Below are 24,899 nucleotides of genomic sequence, written 5' to 3' on the forward strand. Positions count from 1 at the left end.
TATCCTATTTTTACCTCTAATAAATTGATTATATGAAGTATTTTGTTCTATTCTTAAGTTCTATTTTGTTTTTTAATGTAGATGCACAAACAAAAACAGAAGGAACAGCTCCAAAAATCAAGGAAATAAATTTGTCCGATACCTCTTTAAAGGATTATGCGCCTGCACTTACTACCCCAGCCACTCAGCCTGTACCAGTATCAGAGTATGGTACGAAGAAAGCCGAACTATACAAAAAAAGATTAGAGGCTCAAAAGGCGAAAAAAAAAAGCGGAAATGGAGACGAAGCAGTAAGCCCAAAGATTCTGCAACAGTTCGAAGGTAATGCTACAAATAGCACTCCTGCAGATAATGATGTAGCAGTAGGACTTGATGGTAAAATTATCAGTGCGGTTAATTCTAATATTCAAATTTATAATGAAAATGGTGTTTCGATACAGACGAAGACACTTGCATCCTTAGCTAGTAGTTTGGGTAGTTTTACATCTAATTCAGATCCACGATTATTATACGATGCTCAATCCGATAGATATGTAATTGTTTGGTTTACTGGAAGTAATAGTACTACCAATAAAATTATTGTAGGATTTACCAAAACTAATGATCCAGCAGGGGCTTGGAATATGTATACGTTAAATGGAGCATCATTCAACGATTCTACTTGGAGTGACTATCCAATTATTTCATTAAGCAATAAAGATTTGTTCATTACCTTTAATCAAGTAAAGGATAATATACATTGGTCAGTTGGTTTTAAACAATCTGTGATTTGGCAGATAGATAAGCAAAAAGGTTATGATGGCGATCCTTTAAAGTTTACCCTATGGAGCGATATCAAATATAAAGGCGGCTTTTTAAGAAATATATGTCCTGCAAAATATCAGACAGCCAGTCCAGATAGCAATATGTATTTCTTATCCGTAAGAAATGTGGCAGAATCGAATGATACTATTTTTCTTTTAGAAATTACGAACACCTATGCTTCTGGTAAGGCACAATTAAAGCAGAAAGTGTTAAAATCTCCTGTCAAATATGGATTTCCGCCTAATGCCTTTCAGAAAAAAATAGGAGGAAAAATCCAACAACTTATGACGAATGATGCCAGAGTCTTGGCAGCAATTTATGAAAATAATCATGTTCACTTTGGATTGAACTCTATCTTGAATCCTGATGTTACTGCAACGGTAATGCTAGGGAGCATTAAAAATGTAAGTAGCCCCGCCCCTATAGTACAATCTAAATTATTAAATATTTCTGGAATGGAATTCGGTTATCCGAGTATGGCCTATGCCGGCACGGATATCTATGATCATAGAATCGTATACTCATTCTCACATTGTCGTGAAGATAGTTTTCCAGGCACCTCTGTTATTTATAAAGATGCGAAAGATAATTATTCAAAACTAATGGTGGTCAAAGAGGGGATTACGCATATCGATGCGATTCCTCCAGGTATACCATCGTATCCTGAGGACACTATTGAGAGATGGGGAGATTATACCAATATGCAGACTTTGCATCAGATACCTAATCAAGTATTTTTAACGGGGTCATTCGGTAAAAATAATCGCATGGCTACATGGCTAGCAAAACTCGAAATTAATGATACTGTAAAAGGACCTAAACCAACTGCATCTATTCAAGTTTCAAACAATACTAGCTCTTTTAATGTTTTTCCAAATCCTGTTCAAAATAAATATTTCGAGGCACATTTTGACTTAGAAGAGTCAGAATATTTACATTTCAATCTAATGGATATGCAAGGAAGATTAGTTACTAAATTGCTAGAAACTAAAGCTAATGCTGGCTTTAATCAGTTTCAGTTTCGAACAAATGATTTATCGACAGGTCAATATTTGCTGCAAATAAAAGGAGAAAAATCTATCGGTATGTTTAAGGTAATAATAGATTAGTCCATAAAGAATCCTCCAATGCTATATCTGCAGGGTATAGCCTTTTATGAATATACTTAGAAGGATCATTCATTCCTTTTATATTTAAAATTCGACCATTTTCAAGTTCGATTTCTATTTTATTTTTTGAAATTATACCATTAGCAGAGATATCTAAATAAAAGTGCAGTTGGCCGTATTTCTCAGTCATAAGTTTATAGACTTGAGAAATATCAATTAATTTATTATCTAAAGTATTAGCGAATCCCATAATTGAGAGACTTTTCTGAATAAACTCGTCTTGGCTTAAGTCAGTATAATTTGAAATGTTGTCGATAAAAGAGCGCACACTTGGACTTGCCTTGGTTTGCAATTGGTATGGATTTTTTTGAATGAGTAAGTCTATCATTTCTAAGTTACTGTCAAATAGAAGTGTTAAATGACTTAAAATAGCTTTATTGCTTGAGAATTGAGCACTACCACTAATTTTTTTACCATTTTCTAAAATAATGGCATTGCGCTCATTCATACTTGCTTTTAAATCGAGATTATTTAAGGCATTCACTATTCTACCTACTGAACCTGAATATTGATTTACGTTTTTTAAATCGTATTTTTCGAAAAAAGCGAAATTAACATTGCCCAAATCATGCACCACAGTGCCACCACCACTTATCCTGCGAGCTAATTTATAATTTGAATTGAAAAAAGAATCAAGGTGAACTTCTTGAAAAAAATTTTGATTTTTCCCTAGTACCACACAAGGTTCATTTCTATATATTAGAAGTAATTCTTGATTGGTGAAATCAAAGTTACGAACTAAATACTCTTCTAGTGCAAGATTATAATAAATATTATTTGATTCAGAGTAGTGGAATACTCGATCCATTAGATAACTAAGAAATCTGATTCTTTTGCTTCCACATTCTACGCAACTTATCCTGAGTAAGGAAGAAAATCATAACTGTAGCTACAATGAGTAGCAAGGAATCAATGATAGTATATAGCACGAATGCTTGAAAAATAAAGTTTGTCATATACTTTATAAGCATTGATACCATAAAAAAAAGTGGAGAAAAAATCAAAATGAAATGACTTGCAGTTTTTTGAGCAAAAAACCAGTTATAATCATTTTTCAGTGCCAAGGTAGTTCTAAACCCATAGAACCTATTTTTGGAAGGCGGAAATAACTTTAAAATTATGCCACTTATAAAAAACATTCCATAAAACAATATGGTCTGCAAAGTGAGCAAGAATTGAAATTTATCCATGAACTATTTTCTATCCTTTATTGGAACAAAAGCTCTTGGTGTCTCACCTATGTATATTTGACGCGGTCTGCTTATCGGTTGCTTCTCTTCAATCATTTCTTTCCACTGCGCAACCCATCCAGGTAAGCGACCCAGCGCGAATAGTACTGTAAACATGTCGCTAGGATAGCCTAATGCACGATAAATAATACCTGAATAAAAATCAACATTAGGATATAGTTTTCTATCAATAAAATATTGATCACTCAAGGCGATACCTTCTAATTCCATAGCGATATCGAGTAGCGGATCTTTTACGCCTAATTGATTTAATACATCTTCTGCAGATTTTTTGATAATCTTGGCTCTAGGGTCAAAGTTTTTATAAACTCTATGACCAAAGCCCATCAAGCGAACTCCAGCTTCTTTGTTTTTTACTTTTTCTACATATTGCTTGGTAGAAATACCAGAGTCTTTAATTTCCTGAAGCATTTCCAATACTTCTTGATTCGCACCTCCATGCAGTGGTCCCCAAAGAGCAGCAATACCTGCAGCTATGGTCGCCCAAAGATTGGTGTGAGCAGAGCCTACCATTCTCACTGTAGAGGCAGAGCAGTTCTGCTCATGATCGGCGTGCAGAATGAGTAGTTTATTTAAAGCACTAGCTACGACAGGATTTACCTGATAAGCCTCACATGGATTTCCAAACGTCATAGCGAGATAATCCTCTACAAAACCAAGGGCATTGCTTGGATACATTACAGGGTGTCCTATTCTTTTCTTATACATCATAGCACATAGATTCGCCATTTTGGCTACAATGCGCACTATAGTGAGGTTTCTGTCATCTTCGGTGCTATGTGGATCCTGATTATTGGGATAGAAGGATGACATCATACTCATCATAGTCATCAACTGTCCCATAGGGTGTGCACCTGTAGGATAAGCATCGAATACTTTTTTTACATCTTCGTGAACCAAGCTATGGCGTGTAATTTGTCGCTTCCATTCAGTATATTCAGCTTCATTGGGTAGTTTGCCATATATAAGCAAGTAGGCTACTTCAAGAAATTCAGCTTTCTCTGCTATTTCTTCAATAGCATATCCACGATAGTGCAGTATCCCTTTGTCGCCGTCTATAAAAGTGATGGCGGACTTAGTCGAGCCCGTATTTTTATAACCATCGTCATAGGTGACTAGTCCAGTAGTATCTCTCAATTTGCGAATATCAATGGCGGATTCATTTTCCGTGCCAGTGATAATAGGTAGTTCATACACATTGCCGTTATACTCTAGTTTAGCTACGTTTGACATAAATGTTATATTAAATTAGGACTTTAAAAATTATGAGGTAAATATACTCAAATATTTCTTGGTATCAAGTATAATAGAAGAACAAATTTTATTAAAATAAGTTCTATTTAATTTTAGATTTAAAATACTTCAAGAAAATCAATCCAATAATCGCAAATAAAAAACTAAAAATGGTTTTTGGACCAATCCCGTGTCGCACTAGCTGAAACAATGCTGATACAAATAACAAAATGATAACAAATAGCCAGCCGTAGTAGATAGATTTGGTCATGTAGTTTATTTAGCAGATAGTGTGTAGTTTATATAGTGGTTACAGAATGAACCATGATTTTATCGGTAAAATTAAGCTATTTATGCAGAAATAATTGTTATTTTTCTTCTTTGGCATCTTCAATGAATTGATTGCGTTCATTGATCCAATATGATTTTTTATATAGTCATACTTTTAGTCGCTTTTGTCCATTTGCATTCATAAAGTGGCGAAAAGTGGAGAATAGTTCCATCATACATAAATGGTATTATTATGGCTCTAAGTTGATTCGTATGGGTAACTATAAGTGATATGAACAATACCATAAAAATTGTAGACTATGTCATTGGGAATTTATGAAGTAAAAAACTATATAAAATTGGGTCGCTCCTATGGAGCTTAGCATTGTATTATTGGATACTGTTCAAAAAAGTGTGTAAAATCCAAAACTCTGATTTTTGTGTTGAACTAAAAAAAACACAGAAAAATGAACTTTACACAAGAACAAATGTCAGAAATATTTGACGAAATTGCAAAGAAAAAGGATGGATACAGAGAACTACTAAAGCTTTCCTTAGAGTCGATAATGAAAGCGGAACGTCAGGAGTTTAACAAGAAACATTCTGATAGTTCAAATGGTTATAGATTGAGTAGCGTTTTTGCTCATCGAAGTAAATTAGAGTTAGTGATACCGAGAAGTCGCCATCATAATTTTTACCCGTTAATCCTTGCTCTGATAAAGGATCAGGATAATGAAAGTAAAGAACTAGCCTTTGAGCTATATAGGGCTGGATTGACGACAGAGCAGGTTGGCTCTATGTTCAATAAAATATATGGTCAATCCTATAGTAAAGCAGCTATAAGTTCTATGATGCAAACGGCTCGTGAGGATGTATTTGCCTGGCTAGAAAGAGAGCTAGAAGAAGAATATCCAATTATTTACATAGATGCTACCTATTGGCATACCAGAAGAGATGATAGTGTTTCCAACGAAGCCTATTATACCATTTTAGCAGTCAAAAAAGATACTACGAGAGAGGTTCTAAGTATTGTTAATCATCCTACAGAAGGTTCTAGCAATTGGGAAGAGGCATTTCTAGCATTAAAAAAGCGAGGAATGAAGAAAGTGCAATTAGTTGTTTGTGATGGATTGCAAGGAATAGAAAATGTGATTAAATCAGTCTTTCCTCAGGCTATTGTACAATTATACACTGTTCATTTAACTCGAAACATATTAGCCAAGGTGAAACCTAAGCATAAAGCGGAAGTAGCTGCTGATTTAAAGGTCGTATTGAATCCAGATAATCCTAAAGATACTCCAAAACAAGGAATAGCTAAGTTTCATGACTTTATTGATAAATGGCTCAAAGTATATCCTTCCTTGAATACATACAATGCTCCAAGGTATCATTTATACTTCAATTATCTACTTTATGAGACGGATATTAGGCGTATGATATATACCACCAATTGGATAGAAAGACTAAACAGAACCTACAAAAGAACCCTTAGAATGAGAAGTTCTATGCCAAGTCCAGAATCCGTATTATTCCTTATAGGCAGCACTGCTATGGACAGAAAAGAATATTCTTATCCTATTTACCAATTTAAAAACTCAAGCAAAATAAAATTTGAATGACTAATTTTGAAAAACCAAACAAATCTGGCGAAGAGGAGTCATTCTCCTTAAGAAGGATTCTTCTTCAAAAGAAATAAATTGATTTTATAACTCTCAACTAAAAATCAGTTTACACACTTTATTGAATACTACCTATTATTGAGAAATATTATTAACAGTTAGCCCCGAATGGGGCTAGTAAATTAGCTTTCATTTGAATCCTCTACTTTGTTCGTGTTGACTTTCTGATTTTAACTCCGTAGGAGTGGTCTGTTTGTAATAGACAAAATTAGCCTATAACATTTAAACCCCCAGAGGGGTGGCATGTGATTCATAGCTCCAAAACAACCCACACTATTTAGCTTAGACCCAACAATAAATATAAAATTAGTTTAGTTGATAAAGTTGAATAGCATTCTCCGTAGTTATCTTCGCAACTTCTTCTAAAGAAATTCCTTTTAAATCAGCTAGATAAGTAGCTATGTCTCTCACATAAGCTGATTCATTGCGCTTGCCTCGGTAAGGCACTGGAGCGAGATAAGGAGAGTCTGTTTCTAGGACAATATGATCCAGGGTTATATTTTTAATGACTTCTTGTAAACCTGATTTAGGATATGTGAGGACACCACCTATACCCAGATAAAAGCCACAGTCTATGATTTTCTCTGCTTCTTGCATCGAACCTGAAAAACAATGCATAACTCCACGCAGACCTTTTTTTGCGTATTGAGTTATTAATGGAATGACATCTTGATTAGATTTTCGGCTATGTATGGAAACGGCCTTATCAAATTCAATTGCCCATTCAAACTGCATTTCCAAGGCTTGTTTCTGCTCCTTTTGAAAAGTCAGATCCCAGTGATAATCCAAACCTATTTCACCTACCCCGCAATACTTATCAGGATTTTCCTTAAGTATGGTATACACCTTATCTAATACTTCGAGATAATTTTCCTTGACATCGCAAGGATGGATTCCCATCATAGGGTAAAACGTATTAGGATAAGCTTCACACAAGGTATGCATGGGCTCTATGGATTCTAAATCTATATTGGGTAATAGAACTTGACCAACCTGATTCTTCTTTAGACGCTGTATCCAATCAGCTCTATCCTCTAACATAGAAGGTAGGTAGCAGTGGGAATGGGTATCTATGAGGTAGTAGTCAGTCACAGTGGAAAGTAATCCAGTCGAAATATTAAACTCTATTTAAAATTTATAATTCAAAATTTATAATTATCTATCTAGCATTTCCTTGCAAGCAGCATAGACACTGTCAGAGTCCAAACCATATTTTTTCATCAATTCGCTCGGCGTTCCACTCTCACCGAAACTATCCTGCATCGCGACAATCGACATCGGTGTAGGCATTTCTTCCGCTAAAAGTAAAGCTATGGTACTAGCTAGTCCTCCCAATCTTTGATGTTCCTCCGCTACCACTATTTTCTTAGTTTTGGCTACGCTTTCCAGTATAGCAGGTTCGTCTAGTGGCTTTATGGTATGAATATTGATTACCTCAGCAGAAATGCCTTCCTCCTTTAATTTCTTGGCAGCTACTATGGCTTCCCAGACCAAATGACCCGTCGCTACGATGGTTATGTCATTTCCCTCTGAAAGTTTGATAGCTTTTCCTATTTCGAATTTACTATCTTTTGGTATGAATATAGGCACTTTAGGCCGACCAAATCGCAAATAAACAGGACCATCATAATCTGCAATGGCAAGAGTCGCTTGATAGGTTTGATTATAGTCGCAGGTGTTGATGACCGTCATATTAGGCAGCATCTGCATTAAGCCTATATCTTCCAAGATTTGGTGTGTAGCCCCATCTTCGCCCAAGGTCAAGCCTGCGTGCGATGCACATATTTTTACATTTTTGTTGGAATAGGCTACGGATTGGCGAATTTGGTCATAAACTCTTCCCGTTACAAAATTCGCAAAGGAAGACGCAAAAGGTATCTTTCCAGCGATAGCTAATCCTGCAGAAAGCCCAATCATATTAGCCTCAGCTATTCCCGCCTGTACAAACCGCTGCGGAACTTTCTTTTTAAAATCTCCCAATTTCAGGGAATCGGTTAGGTCAGCACAAAGGGCTACCACATCAGGATGCGTGTCGGCTAATACCGTCATTGCGTCGCCAAATCCAGAACGCGTATCGTTCTCACCTAAAACAATAATATCGTCTAAACTCATAAGGAAAATATCTATGACGACAAATGTAAAGCATATTCGAATTGGGATATAAACTATCCATCCACAATATGTGAATTATGGGAGAATCGTTATTCTTTTCTTAGTGTACTAATGGAAAAGTGATACCAATAGCAGTTTTAAAATGGTCCAACCCATTTTAATACCTTGCTATGGTATTAAATATTGGTTTGCGAAATTTCAATATTTTATGAAGAAGAATCCTTCTTATATCCGAGTTTTTTTCCTAATTCCTGAATAGAAGATTCTATTGCCTTGCCTAAATCATCCGAATTTTTAGAAGCTGTTTTCTTCAATTCTTCTTGAATATGCGCCTCTCTTTTCTTTGCTAGTTCTGCAATTTCTTTCTGGATCATGCTGCGTTCTTTAGACTTGGCATCAATTATTTTTATTTTTTCTTCTTTTGATTTGCCCTTAAGTTCATTAGGCAGTTCTTCTTCCTTTGCATTTTCCAGAAATGTTTTATCGTCAGCCACTTTATCTACGATATCCCAAGAAGAATTTTTATAAGCACTCGACTTTGATTTGGAAATAGTCCGCTCAACTTGATTCGATTGAGATATCGATGACGCATTTGCATCTTGTCGTACTTGATTCATTTTTTTCATTTCACCCTCATGACCATAACTCATATAGGTTTTATTGAGTTTATCATTCGCACTACTAATTTTTTCATCATATGGGGTGATGATATATCGCACTTTTTCATTGGAATTGATGTGAAAATATTTTCCATTTCCTGATACAGCGCCATCTTGCCAGAAGGTGCTAATTCCTTCCATATTATCCCCACAGAAAATAGTATTGATATAGATATTTTTCTTTCTAGCTTCGGCTATAGCTTCGTTATAGTTAATTTTACCTTGATTAAAAGGCTCGTTACCTGCTATATAAATTAACTTCATAGCATTCGATTGATTATTCCATATCAGATTTTGAGTAGAAGCTTTGATAACTGCCCCACAGTACTCTTCGCCACCATTGGTGCGCAGTCCGAATAGTTTCTCGGATATCAAATCTAGGTCTTGAGTAAAAGGAACTATCTGCTGCACCCAGTGTTTTTCTGACGATAAATTATCATTTCCATATTGATATAGAGCTATTTCTATTTGAGGTTCTCTGCCGTTATATTTCAGCGTGGTCAAGGTATTGACGACATTCCAAAGCCGAGATTTTGCTTGTTCTATGAGTCCGTCCATACTATTGGAGCAGTCGAGCAATAGAGCTAGTTGTATTTTAGGAGCATTGCCATCGGGTTGTGGAGCAGGGTTCGTTCTAGTAGGCCTGGTAGGAAATTCAAGATCGGCTGCATTATTGCCTTGTGACTGACACGAAATAAAAAACGTACATGAAAGAATGGCTGTAGTAAAAAATTGATTGAAATGATGCATAGGAAGGGATTTATGGTTATTGGATACCATAAAAACCAATTAGGTTAAATGCTATTATATTTATTTTCTTCTAATTAAGATGACTTAACAGGATTTTCATCATTTCATACTAAAATTAGGATAAGATTTTATAAAAAATGGAAAAGGTTTTTAGCTTTCAATATGCATCAAGCATAGAATCCTTGTTTGACTAAAACTTTAACTAGACCCCTCAAACGTAGACAAGAAAGAAGTGGTTATTCTGCTTCTCATTTTTACATACAGGCACAGAGACCGTTTCACTAATCTCTGGCCAGTTGGAGGGATATTTTTTTTGTCAAATCAACAACCCATTGGGTAATTGACAATCAAATACTTTGTACTACGATTACCATTACTGTACTCTATGATAAATTTTACGCGTCTTACCGCAACCCCAATCCAATATGAATCCTGCCAATTTTTTCTAATCGTATCATTGATAATTTCAAGGCATCTCTTATAATCTTCATCAGATTTCAAGAATTTTATTAGCTCATTCTTATTAAAACTTGGAAAGGATGAGCCCTGTTCCTCAGTTATTGTATCTGTCATATAGGTAAACTTGCTTTTTGATTTTACTTGTTTCCAATCGGAAACATAAGTTTTCCAGTCATATAAAGTATAATGGGGTCCTTCATCATTGAAAGTTAAGGTATTTTGATAATTTTCGAAAAGCCTGATACTTTTAATGTTAGGATTTAAATTCTCTAAATTTATTTCAACATTATCAAAATCATATCCTAGTTCAACCAAAATGGTAATGGAGTCATTATGCTTTTTCGTTTCTTCATCATAAACAACAATACCCGGAATCGAAATAGCAAAATCAGAAAAACTTCCTCTGAAAGTATCTTTTGTTTCAAAAATATCACCTTGTGTAGTAGCCTCCTTTCTAAACATAGAATCAAACTCAATACTATTGTTCTTATGTTTTTCCTCGATATACTTATTCTCACCAGAGTTATTGCAGCTGAGTGTTAGTAATACTAGAATAGATAATACTTTCAGTTTATTCATTTTTTACATTGACAAATTTAAGAATACAAAAATAATAAAAACACCTTCTCACCTCATCAGTTGTTCCCACCTTACTATCTCATTTACAAAAATATTACTAAACAAAAAAAGGCCATGATATTACTATCACAGCCTTATTCATAATTAAAACTTAAAATTAAGAATTACTTCTCCGTCACTCGCATCGAAATTCTTCTATTCTTTTGTTTGCACTCTTCGGTGTCATTGGCTGGGCAAACCGGGTGATTCTGACCATAACCCTCCGCCTTCATTCTATCTGATGCTATGCCTAATTTTACTAGTTCATCCATGACATTCGTGGCTCTTTCACCGGATAGTTTTAAGTTAGCATCTGCATTGCCGGTATTATCGGTATATCCACCTATTTTCACTTTTACATTAGGAAATGCTTTTAAGATATTGGCTATATTACCGAGCTGCTCCTGAGAAGCTGGAGTCAAGATATTTTTTCCAGTTTCAAAAGTCAATCTATCAAAATCAAACCATGTAGTGTCATTCACCATCGAGTTATTATCACTTATAAATTTGAATAAACCTGCTTCAATACCATTGTCTGGAACTTGCATTGTTGCTGTGCTACCAGGAAGTGTAATCGCTGCCTGTCCGTCTTGAATCATGATTTTTTGCTCTACGATTTCCATTTTGGTCACTTCCTTGTGACAACAATGATTCTGCTCAGCTAAGAAAGGCGCAATGGTCAAACCAACTAATGATGTCAGCTTAATTAAAATATTCATAGAAGGACCCGAAGTATCTTTGAAAGGATCTCCTACCGTGTCACCAGTCACTGCAGCTTTATGCGGTTCAGATTTTTTGAAATATTTCTGTCCATCGATTTCTACACCTTTTTCAAATGATTTCTTGGCATTGTCCCAAGCACCACCCGCATTATTCTGGAAGATAGCCCATAGCACACCAGAAACCGTTACACCTGCCATATAGGCACCTAGAGGCTCTGCACCCATAAATAATCCAACTAATACAGGCGTCACTATCGTTATCAAGCCTGGAAGCATCATTTCTCTCAAAGCAGCCTGAGTAGAGATAGCTACACACTTGCCATATTCTGGCTTGCCAGTGCCTTCCATAATACCTGGTATTTCTTTGAATTGTCTTCTCACTTCTTTTACCATGTCCATAGCTGCCTTACCTACACTACTCATAGCGAGTGCAGAGAAGACGACTGGTACCATAGCACCTATAAATAGTGCAGCTAGTACATTGGCTTTGAAAATATTGATACCATCGATACCAGTAAATGTCACATAAGCTGCAAATAAAGCTAAAGCGGTCAATGCTGCTGAAGCAATAGCAAATCCTTTACCAATAGCCGCTGTCGTATTTCCTACTGAATCCAAGATATCCGTTCTACCTCTTACTTCTTCTGGTAGTCCAGACATTTCTGCGATACCTCCTGCGTTATCTGCTATAGGTCCGAATGCATCAATAGCTAGCTGCATAGCCGTAGTAGCCATCATAGCACCTGCAGCTATCGCTACTCCGTAAAATCCTGCAAAATGATAAGCACCCATAATAGCTCCAGCGAATAACAAGATAGGCATCCATGTACTCATCATACCGAGGGAAAGACCAGCTATGATATTGGTAGCTGCACCCGTTCCAGATTGTCTAATAACACCTAAAACAGGTTTTGTACCTACGCCTGTATAGTATTCTGTAATGGAAGAAATAACACCTCCTACAACCATTCCTATAATAGTAGCTATAAATACATCCATTCTGCTAACCATTTTAGCCTTTTCACCGAAAAATTCCATATTCATTTCAGCAGGCAATATCCAGTTAATCAAGAAAAATACAGAAATCAAAGTCAAAATCAATGAAGACCAGTTTCCTATATTCAAGGCTCTTTGTACATCGCCATTATCATCTTTTACCGATACAAACCAAGTACCGACGATGGACCATATAATACCTACTGCAGCTATAGCTACTGGTAAGATAATAGGTCCGATACCACCAAATCCTTGGAAGATACCTTCATTGGCAGGATTGCCTAATAAATAATTTCCTAGAACCATAGCTGCTAGAACCGTTGCTACATAAGACCCGAATAAATCTGCACCCATACCCGCTACGTCACCTACGTTATCACCTACATTATCCGCGATTGTTGCTGGGTTGCGTGGATCGTCCTCTGGGATACCTGCTTCTACCTTACCTACGAGGTCAGCACCTACATCAGCAGCTTTCGTATAAATACCACCGCCTACTCTTGCGAAAAGTGCAATAGACTCAGCACCTAATGAAAATCCTGCTAGCACTTCCAAAACCTGTGTCATGGCTGTGGAACCACCATTAGCGAAGTCTCCACCCATGAAGTATTTGAATAATAAGATAAATAAGAAGCTCAAACCAAAAACCGCTAGACCAGCTACACCCAGTCCCATCACCGTACCACCACCGAAGGATACTTTCAAGGCTTTAGCTAAACTCGTACGAGCTGCTTGCGTCGTTCTGACATTGGCTTTAGTAGCAATTCTCATACCGATATTTCCGGCTACTGCTGAGAAAATAGCTCCTATGACAAAAGCAACTACGATAAGCCAGTGTGAAGTAGCTACCATTTGAGATAGCACGCCTAATAAGATACCTGCTACAGCTACGAAAATAGCTAGAATACGATATTCAGCGTTTAAGAAAGCCATAGCTCCTTCTGCTATATAGTTAGCGATTTCTGTCATTTTGCTGTCACCAGCGTCTTGCTTTTTTACCCATGAGGATAGGAAAAACATGTAAACCAGACCTACGATACCAAAAAATGGTAAGATGTAAATTAAATTGTTGTCCATTACTTTATAAATAGTTAATTGTTTGATTTTTAAAAAGGAAGGCAAAAATAGAAGTTTTAATTTTCTATGTGCCATTTTTTTTAAGGACTAACTGAACAAATTGTCCTTTTTAGAACAATTATTAAAAATTGTCCTTTTTAGAGCAATTATTGAAAATTGTCCTTTTTAGGGCAATTATTTATATATTTGCAGAAATTAAAAAGATGATAGCAGTTATCACAGGTGATATTATTAATTCTAGGCAAGTCAATTCAAGGTATTGGCAGCCTAAGCTTAAGAAGCTATTCTCGCAAAATATTGCCGATAAAAAGAAATGGGAAATCTATAGGGGAGATAGTTTCCAAATAGAAGTCAAGGTAGAGGAAGCTTTAAACTGGGTATTCACTATCAAAGCTGCTTTGAGGAGCGTTGAATTTTTAAATGTACGAATGGCTATAGGAATAGGCGATAAGACATATTCTGGCAAAAAAGTTACAGAATCCAATGGCAGTGCTTTTGTTTATTCTGGGGAGTGTTTTGATAAGCTGAAAAATGAAACCTTGGCAATAAAATCACCATTTAATGAATTGGATGACCACTTCAATCCTATTTTAAAATTAATTGGATTTATTACTGATAATTGGAAGCCTGTAACTGCTGAGACTATCTATTATGCCATTGAGAATAAAGGTTTAAGGCAAAAGGAGTTGGCAGAAAAATTACATAAAAATAGTGCTACCATTAGCAGGGCACTTAAGCGAGGTGGCTATGACGAGATTTCAGAGGCTTTGAATTTGTATACTAAAAAAATAGTTCTATGTTTGAACTCCTGATTAAAATAGTGCTTAGTCATCTGCTAGGAGATTTTGTTTTCCAAACAGATAAAATGGTTAAGAATATTGGAGCTAAGAAATTTAGGTCTCCGTATTTATATCTGCACGTAGCTATACATCTGGCTATTATGCTGATAATTAATGGATTTAAAAAAGATTATATATTCCCTATAGTGGTCTTAGCCTTTTCGCACCTAGCTATAGACAGTGTAACGAAAATTTTGATTGTACGGAAAATTAAAGAAATCAACAATCTTATCTTAGATCAGACTTTACATGCCTTATCCATTTTTATATTTATTCTTTGCTTATTTGAAGTCCAGATCGAGTGGCACAAGATTTTTAGCAAGGATAATTATCTATTGCTAGCAATGCTGATATTCTTGTTGAGCACTTGTTCTATTATCATTAGTAAAATAATGTCTTTATTTGATTATAGCCCACCGAATAAGGGACTAGAAGATGCAGGAAAAGTAATAGGTTTATTAGAAAGATTGTTTATCTTTTACTTTGTAGTTTCAGGATTTTGGGAGGGAATTGGATTCTTGCTAGCTGCTAAATCCATCTTTCGCTTTGGTGAATTGAAAGACGGAAAAGATGTCAAGCATACCGAGTATATACTTATCGGGACATTGTTGAGTTTTGGTTTGGCTATTTTAGTTGCGATTATTTATCTGCAACTGAAAGCAAATATATGATTAGCCTATTTCTGGCAATACTTAGCAGATTCTTCAATTGGGTATTTATTTTGCAAGTTTACGTCATTGAAGCTATGATGGCTCCCCCAAAAGAATAATTTTTCAAATAGAGGAAGTAGTTTTTTGTTTTTTATTTTTTCGAGAAAATAGATTTCGTGTTCTTTTTCTTTGATCCCCATTTCATAAAGTACCTTATTATGGTCATAAATTTCTAACTCATGGAAATATTGCATCATTTTAAAATACTCGCATACATTTCCACTTTCTAGCCTTCCTGCAAAATAATAGGGCATAAACCAACCGATAAGGTAGCAGGATAAACTAATAAGTCTTCCAATAAGATGAAATTTGAATTCATAAAATGAAGAAGGCTCAATATGGTATAACTTCATAATCTCGAATACCTCTTTTCTATGATACCATTCATCATCTTCTATTTGCTTAATGGCATTCTTTTCTTCTATACTTGAGACAGAGCTCGCGTGACCTATATAAGCGAACGCTGCTGCCTTTTCGGCAGAGTATGCCATTTTTAAAAGGTCTACTAACTTCGAATGACTTTGAACTTTCTCTTTGTTTGTCATTGACTAGTTCACAACTGTAACCTTTACGGTATTGGTCTTTGATTTTTCATTGAAAGGCATGGATGCCGTATTGATAACAATATCATTTTTCTTAACCAGTTTTTTATCCTTTAAGATTTGAATAACGTCCTTGATAGTTTGGTCAGTACCCTCAAAACCTTCGTAATAAAAGCCTTTTACTCCCCATATAAGATTCATGGTGTAGAGGAGAGGCTTATTATCGCTAAAAATATAAATCTTAGATTTCGGACGGAAGCTAGATACTCGGAATCCAGTATATCCCGAGCGAGTAATTCCGATGATGGCTTTTGCACTTAACCCTTCTGCTAGGTTCACCGCAGAATGACAAACGGCATCAGGGATATAATCTGCATTATCGATATCGCTGACATAGCTCATGGTATTATATATATCAGAATTCATTTCTACCTGCTCTATTATCTTCGACATGGTTTCTATAACCTTGACAGGAAAAAGCCCTACAGAAGTTTCTCCACTCAGCATCAAGGCATCAGCGCCATCTAGCACGGCATTGGCTACATCCGAAATCTCTGCTCTTGTAGGAAAGCTGCGCTCGGTCATACTCTCCATCATTTGTGTAGCTACGATAACTGGTTTTCCCAGTTGATTGCATTTTTTGACAATTTCTTTCTGCAATAGTGGCACTTTCTCTAGAGGCACCTCGATAGCTAAATCACCGCGCGCTACCATGATTCCATCCGATACCTCCAAAATACTTTCAAGATTAGTGATGGCCTCTGGTTTCTCTATTTTTGAAATTACTTTTAAATGTAACCATGCCTCACCAAAGACTTTTTTTACCTCCATGACATCTTCTGCCTTGCGTACAAAGCTGAGGGCTATCCAGTTTGCACGATTGTTGATAGCAAATTCTAAATCTTGCCTGTCTTTGGCAGTAAGTGATTCTATAGTAGTTTTAGTATGGGGAAAATTGACACCTTTTTTTGATTTGAGTTCTCCACCTTCTAGCACTATTACCTTTATGGTATGATCGTCTATAATAGATAGTACTTGTAGACATATTTTACCATCATCGACTAATATATTCTCACCAACATTAACGTCCTCGCCAAGTCGGTCATAGCTCACGTAGAGCTTTTCTAAAGTTGAAATTTGTTTTTGATTCGTAACCAGAAGCTGCTGCCCTACCTCCAATAATATACTGCCATTCTCGACTTCACCTACCCGTATTTTAGGACCCTGAAGGTCTGCTAGAATAGCTATGTGCGTGCCATGTTGCTTGTTAAAGTCTTTTACTTTCTGAAATCCTTTCAAATGAAAATCATAATCACCATGCGAAAAATTGAAGCGAAACACATCTACTCCATTTTTTATCATATTACTAAAAACCTCGTCCGATTCACAGGCTGGGCCATAGGTTGCTATTATTTTTGTTTTATTATCTTTTAGAATCATTGCTTTTAAATTGCGTTTTATTTATTATCAATAAATTGATTTACTTTATGGTAAATTTCATCGGGGTTGTCCGCATGCACCCAATGTCCAGCATTTGAAATGAATTCTAATTCTGCTTTTGGATAGAGGTCAAAGATATGCAATGAGGTCTCTTTCGTTATGTATTTACTTTGTTCTCCACCTATAAATATTGTTTTTCCAGCGAATCCTTTCTGTGGCATATATTGAATAATTTCAAGATAGTCTCTATAGAGTACTTGCCAGTTAAACTTCCATTCAAATTTCATTGACTGCTCATTTCTTCGAATATTTTTCATCATAAATTGCACCACTCCTTCTTCGTGGATATAAGAACGAATGGCATTTTCGATATCATTACGATTGGTGTATGCAGCTAGGTTTGTTCCTTTTATCATTACAAATACGTCTGCATGGTGAGGTGGATACTTGTATGGAGCAACGTCTACTATGATAAGACTTATTAAAGAATCTGGAAATAGACTTGCAAATTCCATTGCTATTTTACCTCCCATCGAATGGCCAAGTAGGTGACATTTTTCAATGCTCTCATTTTTTAATACCGATTTTATATCCATGGCACATGACGAAAATCGCATATCGTCGCTGTGAAACGAACGTCCATGATTTCGAACATCAATACTGATGACGTAGAAGTTTTCTGACCACTTCTTAGCTAAAGACTGCCAATTATCTAGACTGCCGAATAGCCCATGCACTATAAGCAGACAAGGTTTAGATTTATCTCCTGCAAACTTGTAATGAATCAATTCTGACATGGTTATTTAAGCATCTTAGTGCGTTTTCGGAGAAAGCTCGATAAAATTTGGTTGTAATCTTGGTTAATATCTGCCTCCACAAAATCTACTCCGTATTGTATACATTTGGTTTTGATTTTGTTTATTTTATCTTCCATTGCTTTTTGAAATTTTGATTGCAATTCTGAGGGTATCAATTTAATTTTTTCACCTGTTTCCATATCAATAAACTCAGTAGGCTGAATTCCATAATCAAGCTCTATTTCTGTTTTTTTCTGATGCACATAAAATAATATTAAATCATGCTTTTGAAATGCGAGGTGCTGAAGTGCCTTTACAAATTTTTCGTCAAAACTGTCATCGATAGTGGTATTCAATAGATCCGTAAAAATGACAACGAGGGTTCGACGCTTCAACGAATATGCCAAACCATGAATGCATTCGATAATATTGGAGGTAGAATGATTGTTTTCTTTTTGCAAATAGTTATTTAAAGCGGTATAAATTAACTGCTTATTCTTCTCAGTCAGCTTTGGCTCTATATTCTGTAGAATGGAGTCTGAAAAGAGGGTTAAACCAAAAGCATCTCGTTGTTTTTTTAACAAGTGAATGAGACTGGCCGCTGCTATACTGCTAAATTCAAGTTTTGTTCGGGGATTTTCTTTAGGAAAATACATGGAGCTAGATACATCGATAACCAATTGACAACGGAGATTGGTTTCTTCATCGTATTTTTTGATAAAAAGCTTATCCGTTCTGGCGAATACCTTGTAATCAATACTTTTTAGATTATCTCCTAGATTGTATTGCTTATGTTCACGAAACTCGGCAGAAAATCCGTGAAATGGACTGCGATGCAGTCCAATCAGGTATCCTTCGACTATTTTTTTTGCCAAAAGATCCAGTTTATCAATGGAATTTAACTCCTTTATCATGTTTCACTACAAAATTAATGCTTCCTTTTTTGTTCAATTTAAAATTAAAGTTAATTAAAGACACAATAAACTTAGCGTTTAAGTGTTATCATGTAGAAAATAACCATAAGTATTCCTCATAGAATGCCAGGCTATGTTTTGCAACAATTTTTAATGAAAATGAAAATTTTTTGAATAATGTCACAATAAACTTATATTTGTAGCGTTAGTAACTTGTAATTCAAACCCAAAATAACTCAATATATGCAAGAAACCTTTACCCACACCGATCTTTTAAAATCAATTTACGGAGAATCAGATTGTTGCGATAATTACAAATTGAAACAAGAGATCTTAAAAAACCCAGTTTTGGCTGAAGAATATAGAGATTTAAAGAAATCTAAATCTATGCTTGATGCGCATTTGTTTACTCCAAAGGAATCTACTGTCAACACTATTCTGGCGAGTAGTAAGCGTAAAGAAAAAGAATTGGTTTAATTCAAAGAAATTCTGCTAGACCTTTTCTTACCTGATTTTTTCTGATATTTTTTCAAGAAGCCAGCTTTTCTCTGCGATTTGTGTCTGTTTGTAAATATCTTCATCTAGTTTTTTGGCTTTACTAGGCGTAGCTCCATAGATTTTATCGACCATTTTTAAAAAATTGATAATACTGATTTTATGTGATTCAGAAATTACTTTATTTTTCTTAATATATTCTTTAAAGCTAATCACGAGTGAGGAAAGTGCATCGCTTTCTTTTATTTCGAAATAATTTTTCAATAAAAGCACTTTTGAGTTGATAGAATAAAAGGCATCTCTCCCAAAATCCACTTTTAGCAATTCTCTTAAACTTTCTTTATACATTTTTTTCTCAAAGCGTATTCTCGCCAGATTAAAGTGTCTACAAGAATCCATTATTTCAGATGGAAGAAAGGATACATAGTCTTCAATAAACTTTTCTGCTCTAATGAAGTCTTTTTTTCTTAAAAAAATATGGATGACATTATTGATTCTTGTATTTGTAAGGAAATCAAGAGAATTAAACATTGAATTTTCTTGACAAAAGTTATAAATTAAATATTGTTCATCTATGAAATCAAGATCCCCTTTATTTATTTGTGCAGTGGAATAGTTTAACAAATAATTTATCCATATAATTTGATCAGGTAAGTCCCATAGATTTGAGTTTTCGAACAGATAATTCTTTAGATTATAATATCCCTCATGATTTGGATTGGTTAACAGTTCTATTATTAAGAAGTACACCTCAAATTCGGGAATATTCTTATAGTTTGATTTATGTTTTAGTTCATTATAGCGAGTCTGGACAATATGCAGATCGCTTGATTTATATACATTTGAAAATGTAATTAGTAAGGAATATTGACGGAGAAATTCGAAGTCAGCAAAAGCTTCGGCAGCTTTTGCCATTTCAATAATTGAATTATATTTATCTTCAACGGATGCATTTTTAATAAAATTATATTGTCCATTTAAAACGCTTTTATTGTATTGAAAGATAAATTTATTAAGTGCGCCATGAGGATTATAGTCATTCTCAATGTTCAATAAAATATTCTTTTTTAGTTTTTTGTTTTGAATGAAATCCATCCAAATTTTCTCAGAATGCACATTCTTTTTTTCATTTTCCTCTAAGAGTATAAATTCCTTAATGGCTTCCATGAGCCTATTTAAAGTAAACCTCAGCTTATTGTCATTATAATTATCCTCTGGATATACCTCCTTAAATAATATTTCCTTGGTCAATTGATCCAATCTTTCTTTACTGGCGTAAGCTGCAAGGCAGTTGTGACATTGTATTATGGTTACGCTCTTTGACCAATGGCTTGTACTTATAAATTTATTTAGTTTTTTCAACTCCCCTTTGGTCCAAGAGAAATAAATTTCACCAATTATACTTTGTTTCATTTCTTTGTTTTTATGTCTATTTCATATAATATTAAAAAAATGTCTAACAAAGTTAAAATATTATTTTGAAATTGATGTAAATTATAGCTACCTTTGTATGGAAATGAGATAAAGGTTAATTTTCAATTTCTAGTCTATATAAATTAAATAAGCAAAATATACAAACAATGAAAAGACTATTACTATTCTTAGGCCTAAATATTATAGGTTTCTCTCAGCTAAAGGCTCAGCTGGGGAAAGATACGTTTTATTTTAGAGATGACATGCATCTAAATTATAATTTACTTTTAAAATTGAATGATGCTAATCAAAATCAACTCAGAATTATTGGAGTGACTAAGATTGGTCTAGATACAGCTTCGTATACACTTGAAATTTCCTCTGACTCTAGTTTTGTGAATATTAAATCTACTAGTTCTGCACTCGTTTTTGGCAATTTTCGCTATAAAACTATTTTAGGTTCGACTTTAGATTCTACGACAGTTTATTTTGAGAAAAAATCAATTCCAGGCGATTTGTATCCAGGCGATTGCAATAAGGATAATCTTGTAAATCACATGGATCTTTTGCCTATAGGCTTAATGTTTGGACAATACGGTTCGCCAAGAAATCTTGCGGATACCAATATTAGTTTTGGAGTTCCCAAAAAGGTTCATAACTGGTTTTATGAAGTTAGAGGAATCAATGCTAAACATGCTGATGTAGATGGGAATGGATTAATAAATGAGAATGATATAGTGCAGTTAAGAAGAAATTTTGGTAAGGATAAAGGTAATTATCTTCCGATATTGAGTTTTGCTTCTAATGAAGTAAAATTAGTCCTTTCTATTCCTGATACCATAAAGCTAAATTCTTCTGTAGGCAGGATAAGTGTGCCTATTGTAATTAATTCTCCAGGTAAAATAAGTGCTTATGGATTAGGATTTTCATACACTGTTAGAGTATATGATAAAAATAATATAACTCAAAGTAGATTCTATCCATATACTAAGTATAACAGAACCAATGTGTGGGATGAATTTTCTACTCTTTTTTTGATGGACACTGTTAGCTACATGGAGCACGTGAACATAGCTTATAGTAAGAGAAATCAAAGTAATGGTGATATTGATCCACAAGGAGGTATCATTGATATTATTATTGAAGATGTATTAATAGGAATAGCTAACCCTGGTGATATTACCCATATGAATATTTACCTCAAGGAAGTAGCATTAATTGACAAAGATTACAATACTATTCCAATAACGCCTGTCTCAAAACGAATTTATTTGCAGAAGGCAACATCCTCAATAAGTAATATAGATTATATGGGTTGGTCTGTATATCCTACAAAAGTTGAACATAGCTTGATTATTCTAAATCCAATGCTTAGAAAAGCAAACTATATGATTTATAATTCTTTAGGTCAGTTAATTGCAAGTGGTCCAATGTCTGAAAAAATAGAGTTGTCGACATTATCTTGGTCGAATGGCTTATACTATATAAAGAATGATCTTAATTCTGAAGTAATTAAGATTCAGAAGTAAAGATGTTTAGATTTTGGTTTTTAAAATGGTTATTTCCATAATGAAAAACCGTTTTCTTAGTTCTTCATAGTCACTGAATATTATATATACCAATTCAAAGGTGAATATGGTCCAATTGAATTTGGTACAATGCTCATGAAATTTCACTTGTCTGCATTTTTTAAATTTACGGTTGGTATAACAGCATGCAAAGAATTCTAGCAATTCCTCTTAGATTATTTTCAATAAATAGTCAGTTTTTCGTCAAAAACGTCTAACAAACTTTATTTTTTCTTGTTTTTTTTCTTATCATCTTGTCGCATCTTTGTACTAGAAAAACTAATCAACCTTACTACGTAATAAACGAGCTCCAAAAAATGAGAACAAATCCTTAAGAAATTATCCATGGACTTAGCAGCAATTAGTCTAGGTCCATGGGAAGACAAACGAAAGCTATTTTTAAACAAATATACCGAATACTGAAAAAAAAATCTAACACTAAAAAGCACTCTGGAAACTGAAAATCTTTTCTATCTAGGGATTGATTTACTGGTTATTTTCAAAAAATGGTCACCTGCAATGGGTGACCTATTTTTTTTTAATGCTTCTTAACTACCATAGTCGTGAGCCGGGCTACACTTACCATTCTATCATTTTCATCCTTGATTTCAATATTCCATACATGTGTAGTTCTTCCTAAATGAAAGGGACTGCATTTAGCATATACAAATCCATCTTTTACGGCTCGTAGGTGATTTATATTGAGCTCAAGGCCTACTATGCTTTCCTTTTCAGCATCAACGCACATAACAGCTGATACACTGCCTATAGTTTCAGCTAAGGCTGCCGTGGCACCCCCATGAAGTAAACCCATTGGTTGTTTTGTTTTTCCTATTACTGGCATTCTCATTTTTAAAAAGTCTTCTCCTAATTCTAAAAATTCCATTTCTAAGAATTGACCCATTGTATTCTGCGCTCTGAGTTTTAGTTCTTCTAATGATTGGGGAGATTTCCAAATAGACATGAATCAATTATTTTGGCACTAAAGTTAGAACTTTTTATGAAGGTGTTACCATAAATAATTTTTGGAATCTTTAATTATGATTATAATAAAAACAAAGAGGCTTGTCTAAAGACAAACCTCTCTTACTTAATTAAAATTGAAAAAAATAAACCTAATTACATAACTGTTTCCTTATCAGCTATGAGGTGTTTTATTTTATCTAATAAGTTCGGGAGCATTCTAGCGGCGGCATAATGCTTCATAGCTTGTCTCGCCTCTATCGCAGGAGATCCAAAGTATCGTAAATTTCCTTCTAGATTTTTATCTACATTTGATGAAGCAAGAATTATTGCATTATCCCCAATAGTTAGTCCTTTGGAAATACCTACCTTCCCATAAATTGTAACATTATTCCCTATTTTAGTTTTACCTGCTATAGCTACTTGTGCACAAACCAAACAATTTTCTCCAAGAATTACTCCGTGCGCAATATGTATTTGATTATCTAGCTTACTCCCTTTTCCTATCTTAGTAGTTCCTGATACACCTGAATCAATACTGCAGTTTGATCCTATTTCTACATCGTCTTCAATTATAGTGTTCCCAATAGTATGCATTTTAAGATATTTGCCACCTTGTTTATTATAATAAAAGGCTTCCGAACCTACTGCTGTATTGGATTGTATGATAACATTGCTACCTATTGTTGTATTCGGGTATATCGTCGTATTGGGATAAATAATGCAGTTGTCACCTATTGTTACATTTTTCCCAATAAAAACGTTTGGATAGATAATGCACCCTTCTCCAATTATTGCCTCAGAACTGATAATCGAATCATTTGAATGTTTAGTAGGGAAGTAGTCAAGAGCTATTTGGTTAAATATCTTAAATGGGTTGTCAGTATATAATAGGCATTTATCTTCTGGGCAATCGATTACTTGATTGATTATAATAAATGATGCAGAACTTTTTAATGCTTTTTCATAGTATTTCGGGGTGTCAACAAAGGTGATATCGCCTTCTTTAACTCTATTGATTTCATTGATACCATTCACCTCTTTTGAATACCTGTTAGATATGATTTTTAAGTCATATTTATCAATTAAATCACTCAGTTTGACCTTGTCTTTAAAGTCCATTTTTTCTTGTTCTATTTATTATCTGACGATAATTGGGTATGTATGGTTGCATACAACCTAGTTTTTAATTAATAATTTTATTTAAATTGATTTTTTAGTTGAATAAAACTAAAAATGCCAAGGACGAATCCTTGGCATTTTTAAAGTAGTTATTAAGACTACCTTATCAACGTAATACTTCCTTTTTTAGTACGTTTTTCTCCGTTGAGATATTCTACCTCTGCAGAGAAGCTGTATACGCCACTTGGTTGTGGCTCGTTTTTATAGACCCCATCCCATCCCATAGTGATATGGTCAG

22 protein-coding genes are annotated in these 24,899 nt (G+C 34.6%); 6 read left to right on the forward strand and 16 right to left on the reverse strand.

Annotated features, from left to right (window positions below):
* Positions 1–32: 32 nt before the first annotated feature.
* Positions 33–1,913, forward strand: coding sequence for a T9SS type A sorting domain-containing protein (locus tag JNL75_05695; protein ID MBL7789310.1), 1,881 nt, complete (start codon positions 33–35; stop codon positions 1,911–1,913).
* Here the strand turns inward: JNL75_05695 and JNL75_05700 are convergent.
* From JNL75_05700 to JNL75_05710, 3 genes are read right to left on the reverse strand one after another with little or no spacing between them, the layout of a single operon-like run.
* A complete protein-coding gene (locus tag JNL75_05700; GenBank protein MBL7789311.1) occupies positions 1,894–2,781 on the reverse strand; it encodes a hypothetical protein in 888 nt (295 codons plus the stop codon). The genes JNL75_05695 and JNL75_05700 overlap by 20 nt on opposite strands.
* 7 nt (positions 2,782–2,788) lie before the next feature.
* Positions 2,789–3,163 carry an SdpI family protein gene (locus JNL75_05705; GenBank protein ID MBL7789312.1) on the reverse strand — a complete coding sequence of 125 codons (375 nt, stop codon included), beginning with the start codon at positions 3,161–3,163 and terminating at the stop codon, positions 2,789–2,791.
* Positions 3,164–3,166: 3 nt separating this feature from the next.
* Positions 3,167–4,456 (reverse strand): citrate synthase, encoded by a 1,290-nt coding sequence (locus JNL75_05710; GenBank protein ID MBL7789313.1) that lies wholly within the window; start codon positions 4,454–4,456, stop codon positions 3,167–3,169.
* A 737-nt stretch (positions 4,457–5,193) separates the two neighbouring features.
* Between JNL75_05710 and JNL75_05715 the strand changes: the two genes are divergently transcribed.
* Positions 5,194–6,345, forward strand: coding sequence for an IS256 family transposase (locus JNL75_05715; protein ID MBL7789314.1), 1,152 nt, complete (start codon positions 5,194–5,196; stop codon positions 6,343–6,345).
* A gap of 366 nt (positions 6,346–6,711) precedes the next feature.
* On the opposite strand, the gene JNL75_05720 is transcribed toward JNL75_05715, so the two are convergent.
* The 5 genes from JNL75_05720 to JNL75_05740 form a co-directional block, all read right to left on the reverse strand.
* A complete protein-coding gene (locus JNL75_05720) occupies positions 6,712–7,497 on the reverse strand; it encodes a TatD family hydrolase (protein ID MBL7789315.1) in 786 nt (261 codons plus the stop codon).
* A gap of 63 nt (positions 7,498–7,560) precedes the next feature.
* A complete protein-coding gene (locus tag JNL75_05725) occupies positions 7,561–8,517 on the reverse strand; it encodes a transketolase family protein (GenBank protein ID MBL7789316.1) in 957 nt (318 codons plus the stop codon).
* Between the two features lie 206 nt (positions 8,518–8,723).
* Positions 8,724–9,956 (reverse strand): hypothetical protein, encoded by a 1,233-nt coding sequence (locus JNL75_05730; protein ID MBL7789317.1) that lies wholly within the window; start codon positions 9,954–9,956, stop codon positions 8,724–8,726.
* 291 nt (positions 9,957–10,247) lie between these two features.
* A complete protein-coding gene (locus JNL75_05735; GenBank protein ID MBL7789318.1) occupies positions 10,248–10,964 on the reverse strand; it encodes a hypothetical protein in 717 nt (238 codons plus the stop codon).
* Between the two features lie 164 nt (positions 10,965–11,128).
* Entirely contained in the window at positions 11,129–13,873 is a 2,745-nt protein-coding gene (locus JNL75_05740; protein MBL7789319.1) for a sodium-translocating pyrophosphatase, read from the reverse strand.
* A gap of 128 nt (positions 13,874–14,001) precedes the next feature.
* On the opposite strand from JNL75_05740, the gene JNL75_05745 reads away from it, so the two are divergent.
* Both JNL75_05745 and JNL75_05750 read left to right on the forward strand, forming a co-directional pair.
* Positions 14,002–14,610 (forward strand): hypothetical protein, encoded by a 609-nt coding sequence (locus tag JNL75_05745; GenBank protein ID MBL7789320.1) that lies wholly within the window; start codon positions 14,002–14,004, stop codon positions 14,608–14,610.
* Positions 14,595–15,308 (forward strand): DUF3307 domain-containing protein, encoded by a 714-nt coding sequence (locus JNL75_05750; GenBank protein ID MBL7789321.1) that lies wholly within the window; start codon positions 14,595–14,597, stop codon positions 15,306–15,308. The genes JNL75_05745 and JNL75_05750 overlap by 16 nt, the downstream gene beginning before the upstream one ends.
* Before the next feature lie 5 nt (positions 15,309–15,313).
* Here the strand turns inward: JNL75_05750 and JNL75_05755 are convergent, their stop codons facing one another.
* The 4 genes from JNL75_05755 to JNL75_05770 are packed head-to-tail and all read right to left on the reverse strand — an operon-like array spanning position 15,314 to position 19,040.
* Positions 15,314–15,838, reverse strand: a complete 525-nt coding sequence (locus tag JNL75_05755) for a hypothetical protein (protein MBL7789322.1) — start codon at positions 15,836–15,838, stop codon at positions 15,314–15,316.
* Positions 15,839–15,895: 57 nt separating this feature from the next.
* On the reverse strand, positions 15,896–17,329 hold the full coding sequence (pyk, locus tag JNL75_05760) for a pyruvate kinase (protein MBL7789323.1): 1,434 nt from the start codon (positions 17,327–17,329) through the stop codon (positions 15,896–15,898).
* A gap of 17 nt (positions 17,330–17,346) precedes the next feature.
* Complete coding sequence (locus JNL75_05765; GenBank protein ID MBL7789324.1) at positions 17,347–18,126, reverse strand: alpha/beta fold hydrolase; 780 nt, start codon at positions 18,124–18,126, stop codon at positions 17,347–17,349.
* Between the two features lie 2 nt (positions 18,127–18,128).
* Positions 18,129–19,040 (reverse strand): DUF58 domain-containing protein, encoded by a 912-nt coding sequence (locus JNL75_05770; protein MBL7789325.1) that lies wholly within the window; start codon positions 19,038–19,040, stop codon positions 18,129–18,131.
* 243 nt (positions 19,041–19,283) lie between these two features.
* On the opposite strand from JNL75_05770, the gene JNL75_05775 reads away from it, so the two are divergent.
* Positions 19,284–19,517, forward strand: a complete 234-nt coding sequence (locus tag JNL75_05775; GenBank protein ID MBL7789326.1) for a hypothetical protein — start codon at positions 19,284–19,286, stop codon at positions 19,515–19,517.
* 27 nt (positions 19,518–19,544) lie between these two features.
* Here the strand turns inward: JNL75_05775 and JNL75_05780 are convergent, their stop codons facing one another.
* A complete protein-coding gene (locus JNL75_05780) occupies positions 19,545–20,948 on the reverse strand; it encodes a hypothetical protein (GenBank protein MBL7789327.1) in 1,404 nt (467 codons plus the stop codon).
* Positions 20,949–21,115: 167 nt separating this feature from the next.
* Here JNL75_05780 and JNL75_05785 point away from each other — a divergent pair, with 167 nt between their 5' ends.
* Positions 21,116–22,477, forward strand: a complete 1,362-nt coding sequence (locus JNL75_05785; protein ID MBL7789328.1) for a hypothetical protein — start codon at positions 21,116–21,118, stop codon at positions 22,475–22,477.
* Between the two features lie 577 nt (positions 22,478–23,054).
* On the opposite strand, the gene JNL75_05790 is transcribed toward JNL75_05785, so the two are convergent.
* The 3 genes from JNL75_05790 to JNL75_05800 form a co-directional block, all read right to left on the reverse strand.
* Positions 23,055–23,480: a hotdog fold thioesterase gene (locus JNL75_05790; GenBank protein ID MBL7789329.1), complete on the reverse strand. Its 426-nt coding sequence runs from the start codon at positions 23,478–23,480 to the stop codon at positions 23,055–23,057.
* Between the two features lie 155 nt (positions 23,481–23,635).
* Positions 23,636–24,601: a UDP-3-O-(3-hydroxymyristoyl)glucosamine N-acyltransferase gene (locus JNL75_05795; GenBank protein MBL7789330.1), complete on the reverse strand. Its 966-nt coding sequence runs from the start codon at positions 24,599–24,601 to the stop codon at positions 23,636–23,638.
* A gap of 158 nt (positions 24,602–24,759) precedes the next feature.
* On the reverse strand, positions 24,760–24,899 hold a 140-nt coding region (locus JNL75_05800; GenBank protein MBL7789331.1), incomplete at its 5' end, for a hypothetical protein.

The sequence above is a fragment of the Chitinophagales bacterium genome (assembly GCA_016787225.1).
Lineage (GTDB): Bacteria > Bacteroidota > Bacteroidia > Chitinophagales > JADJOU01 > CHPMRC01.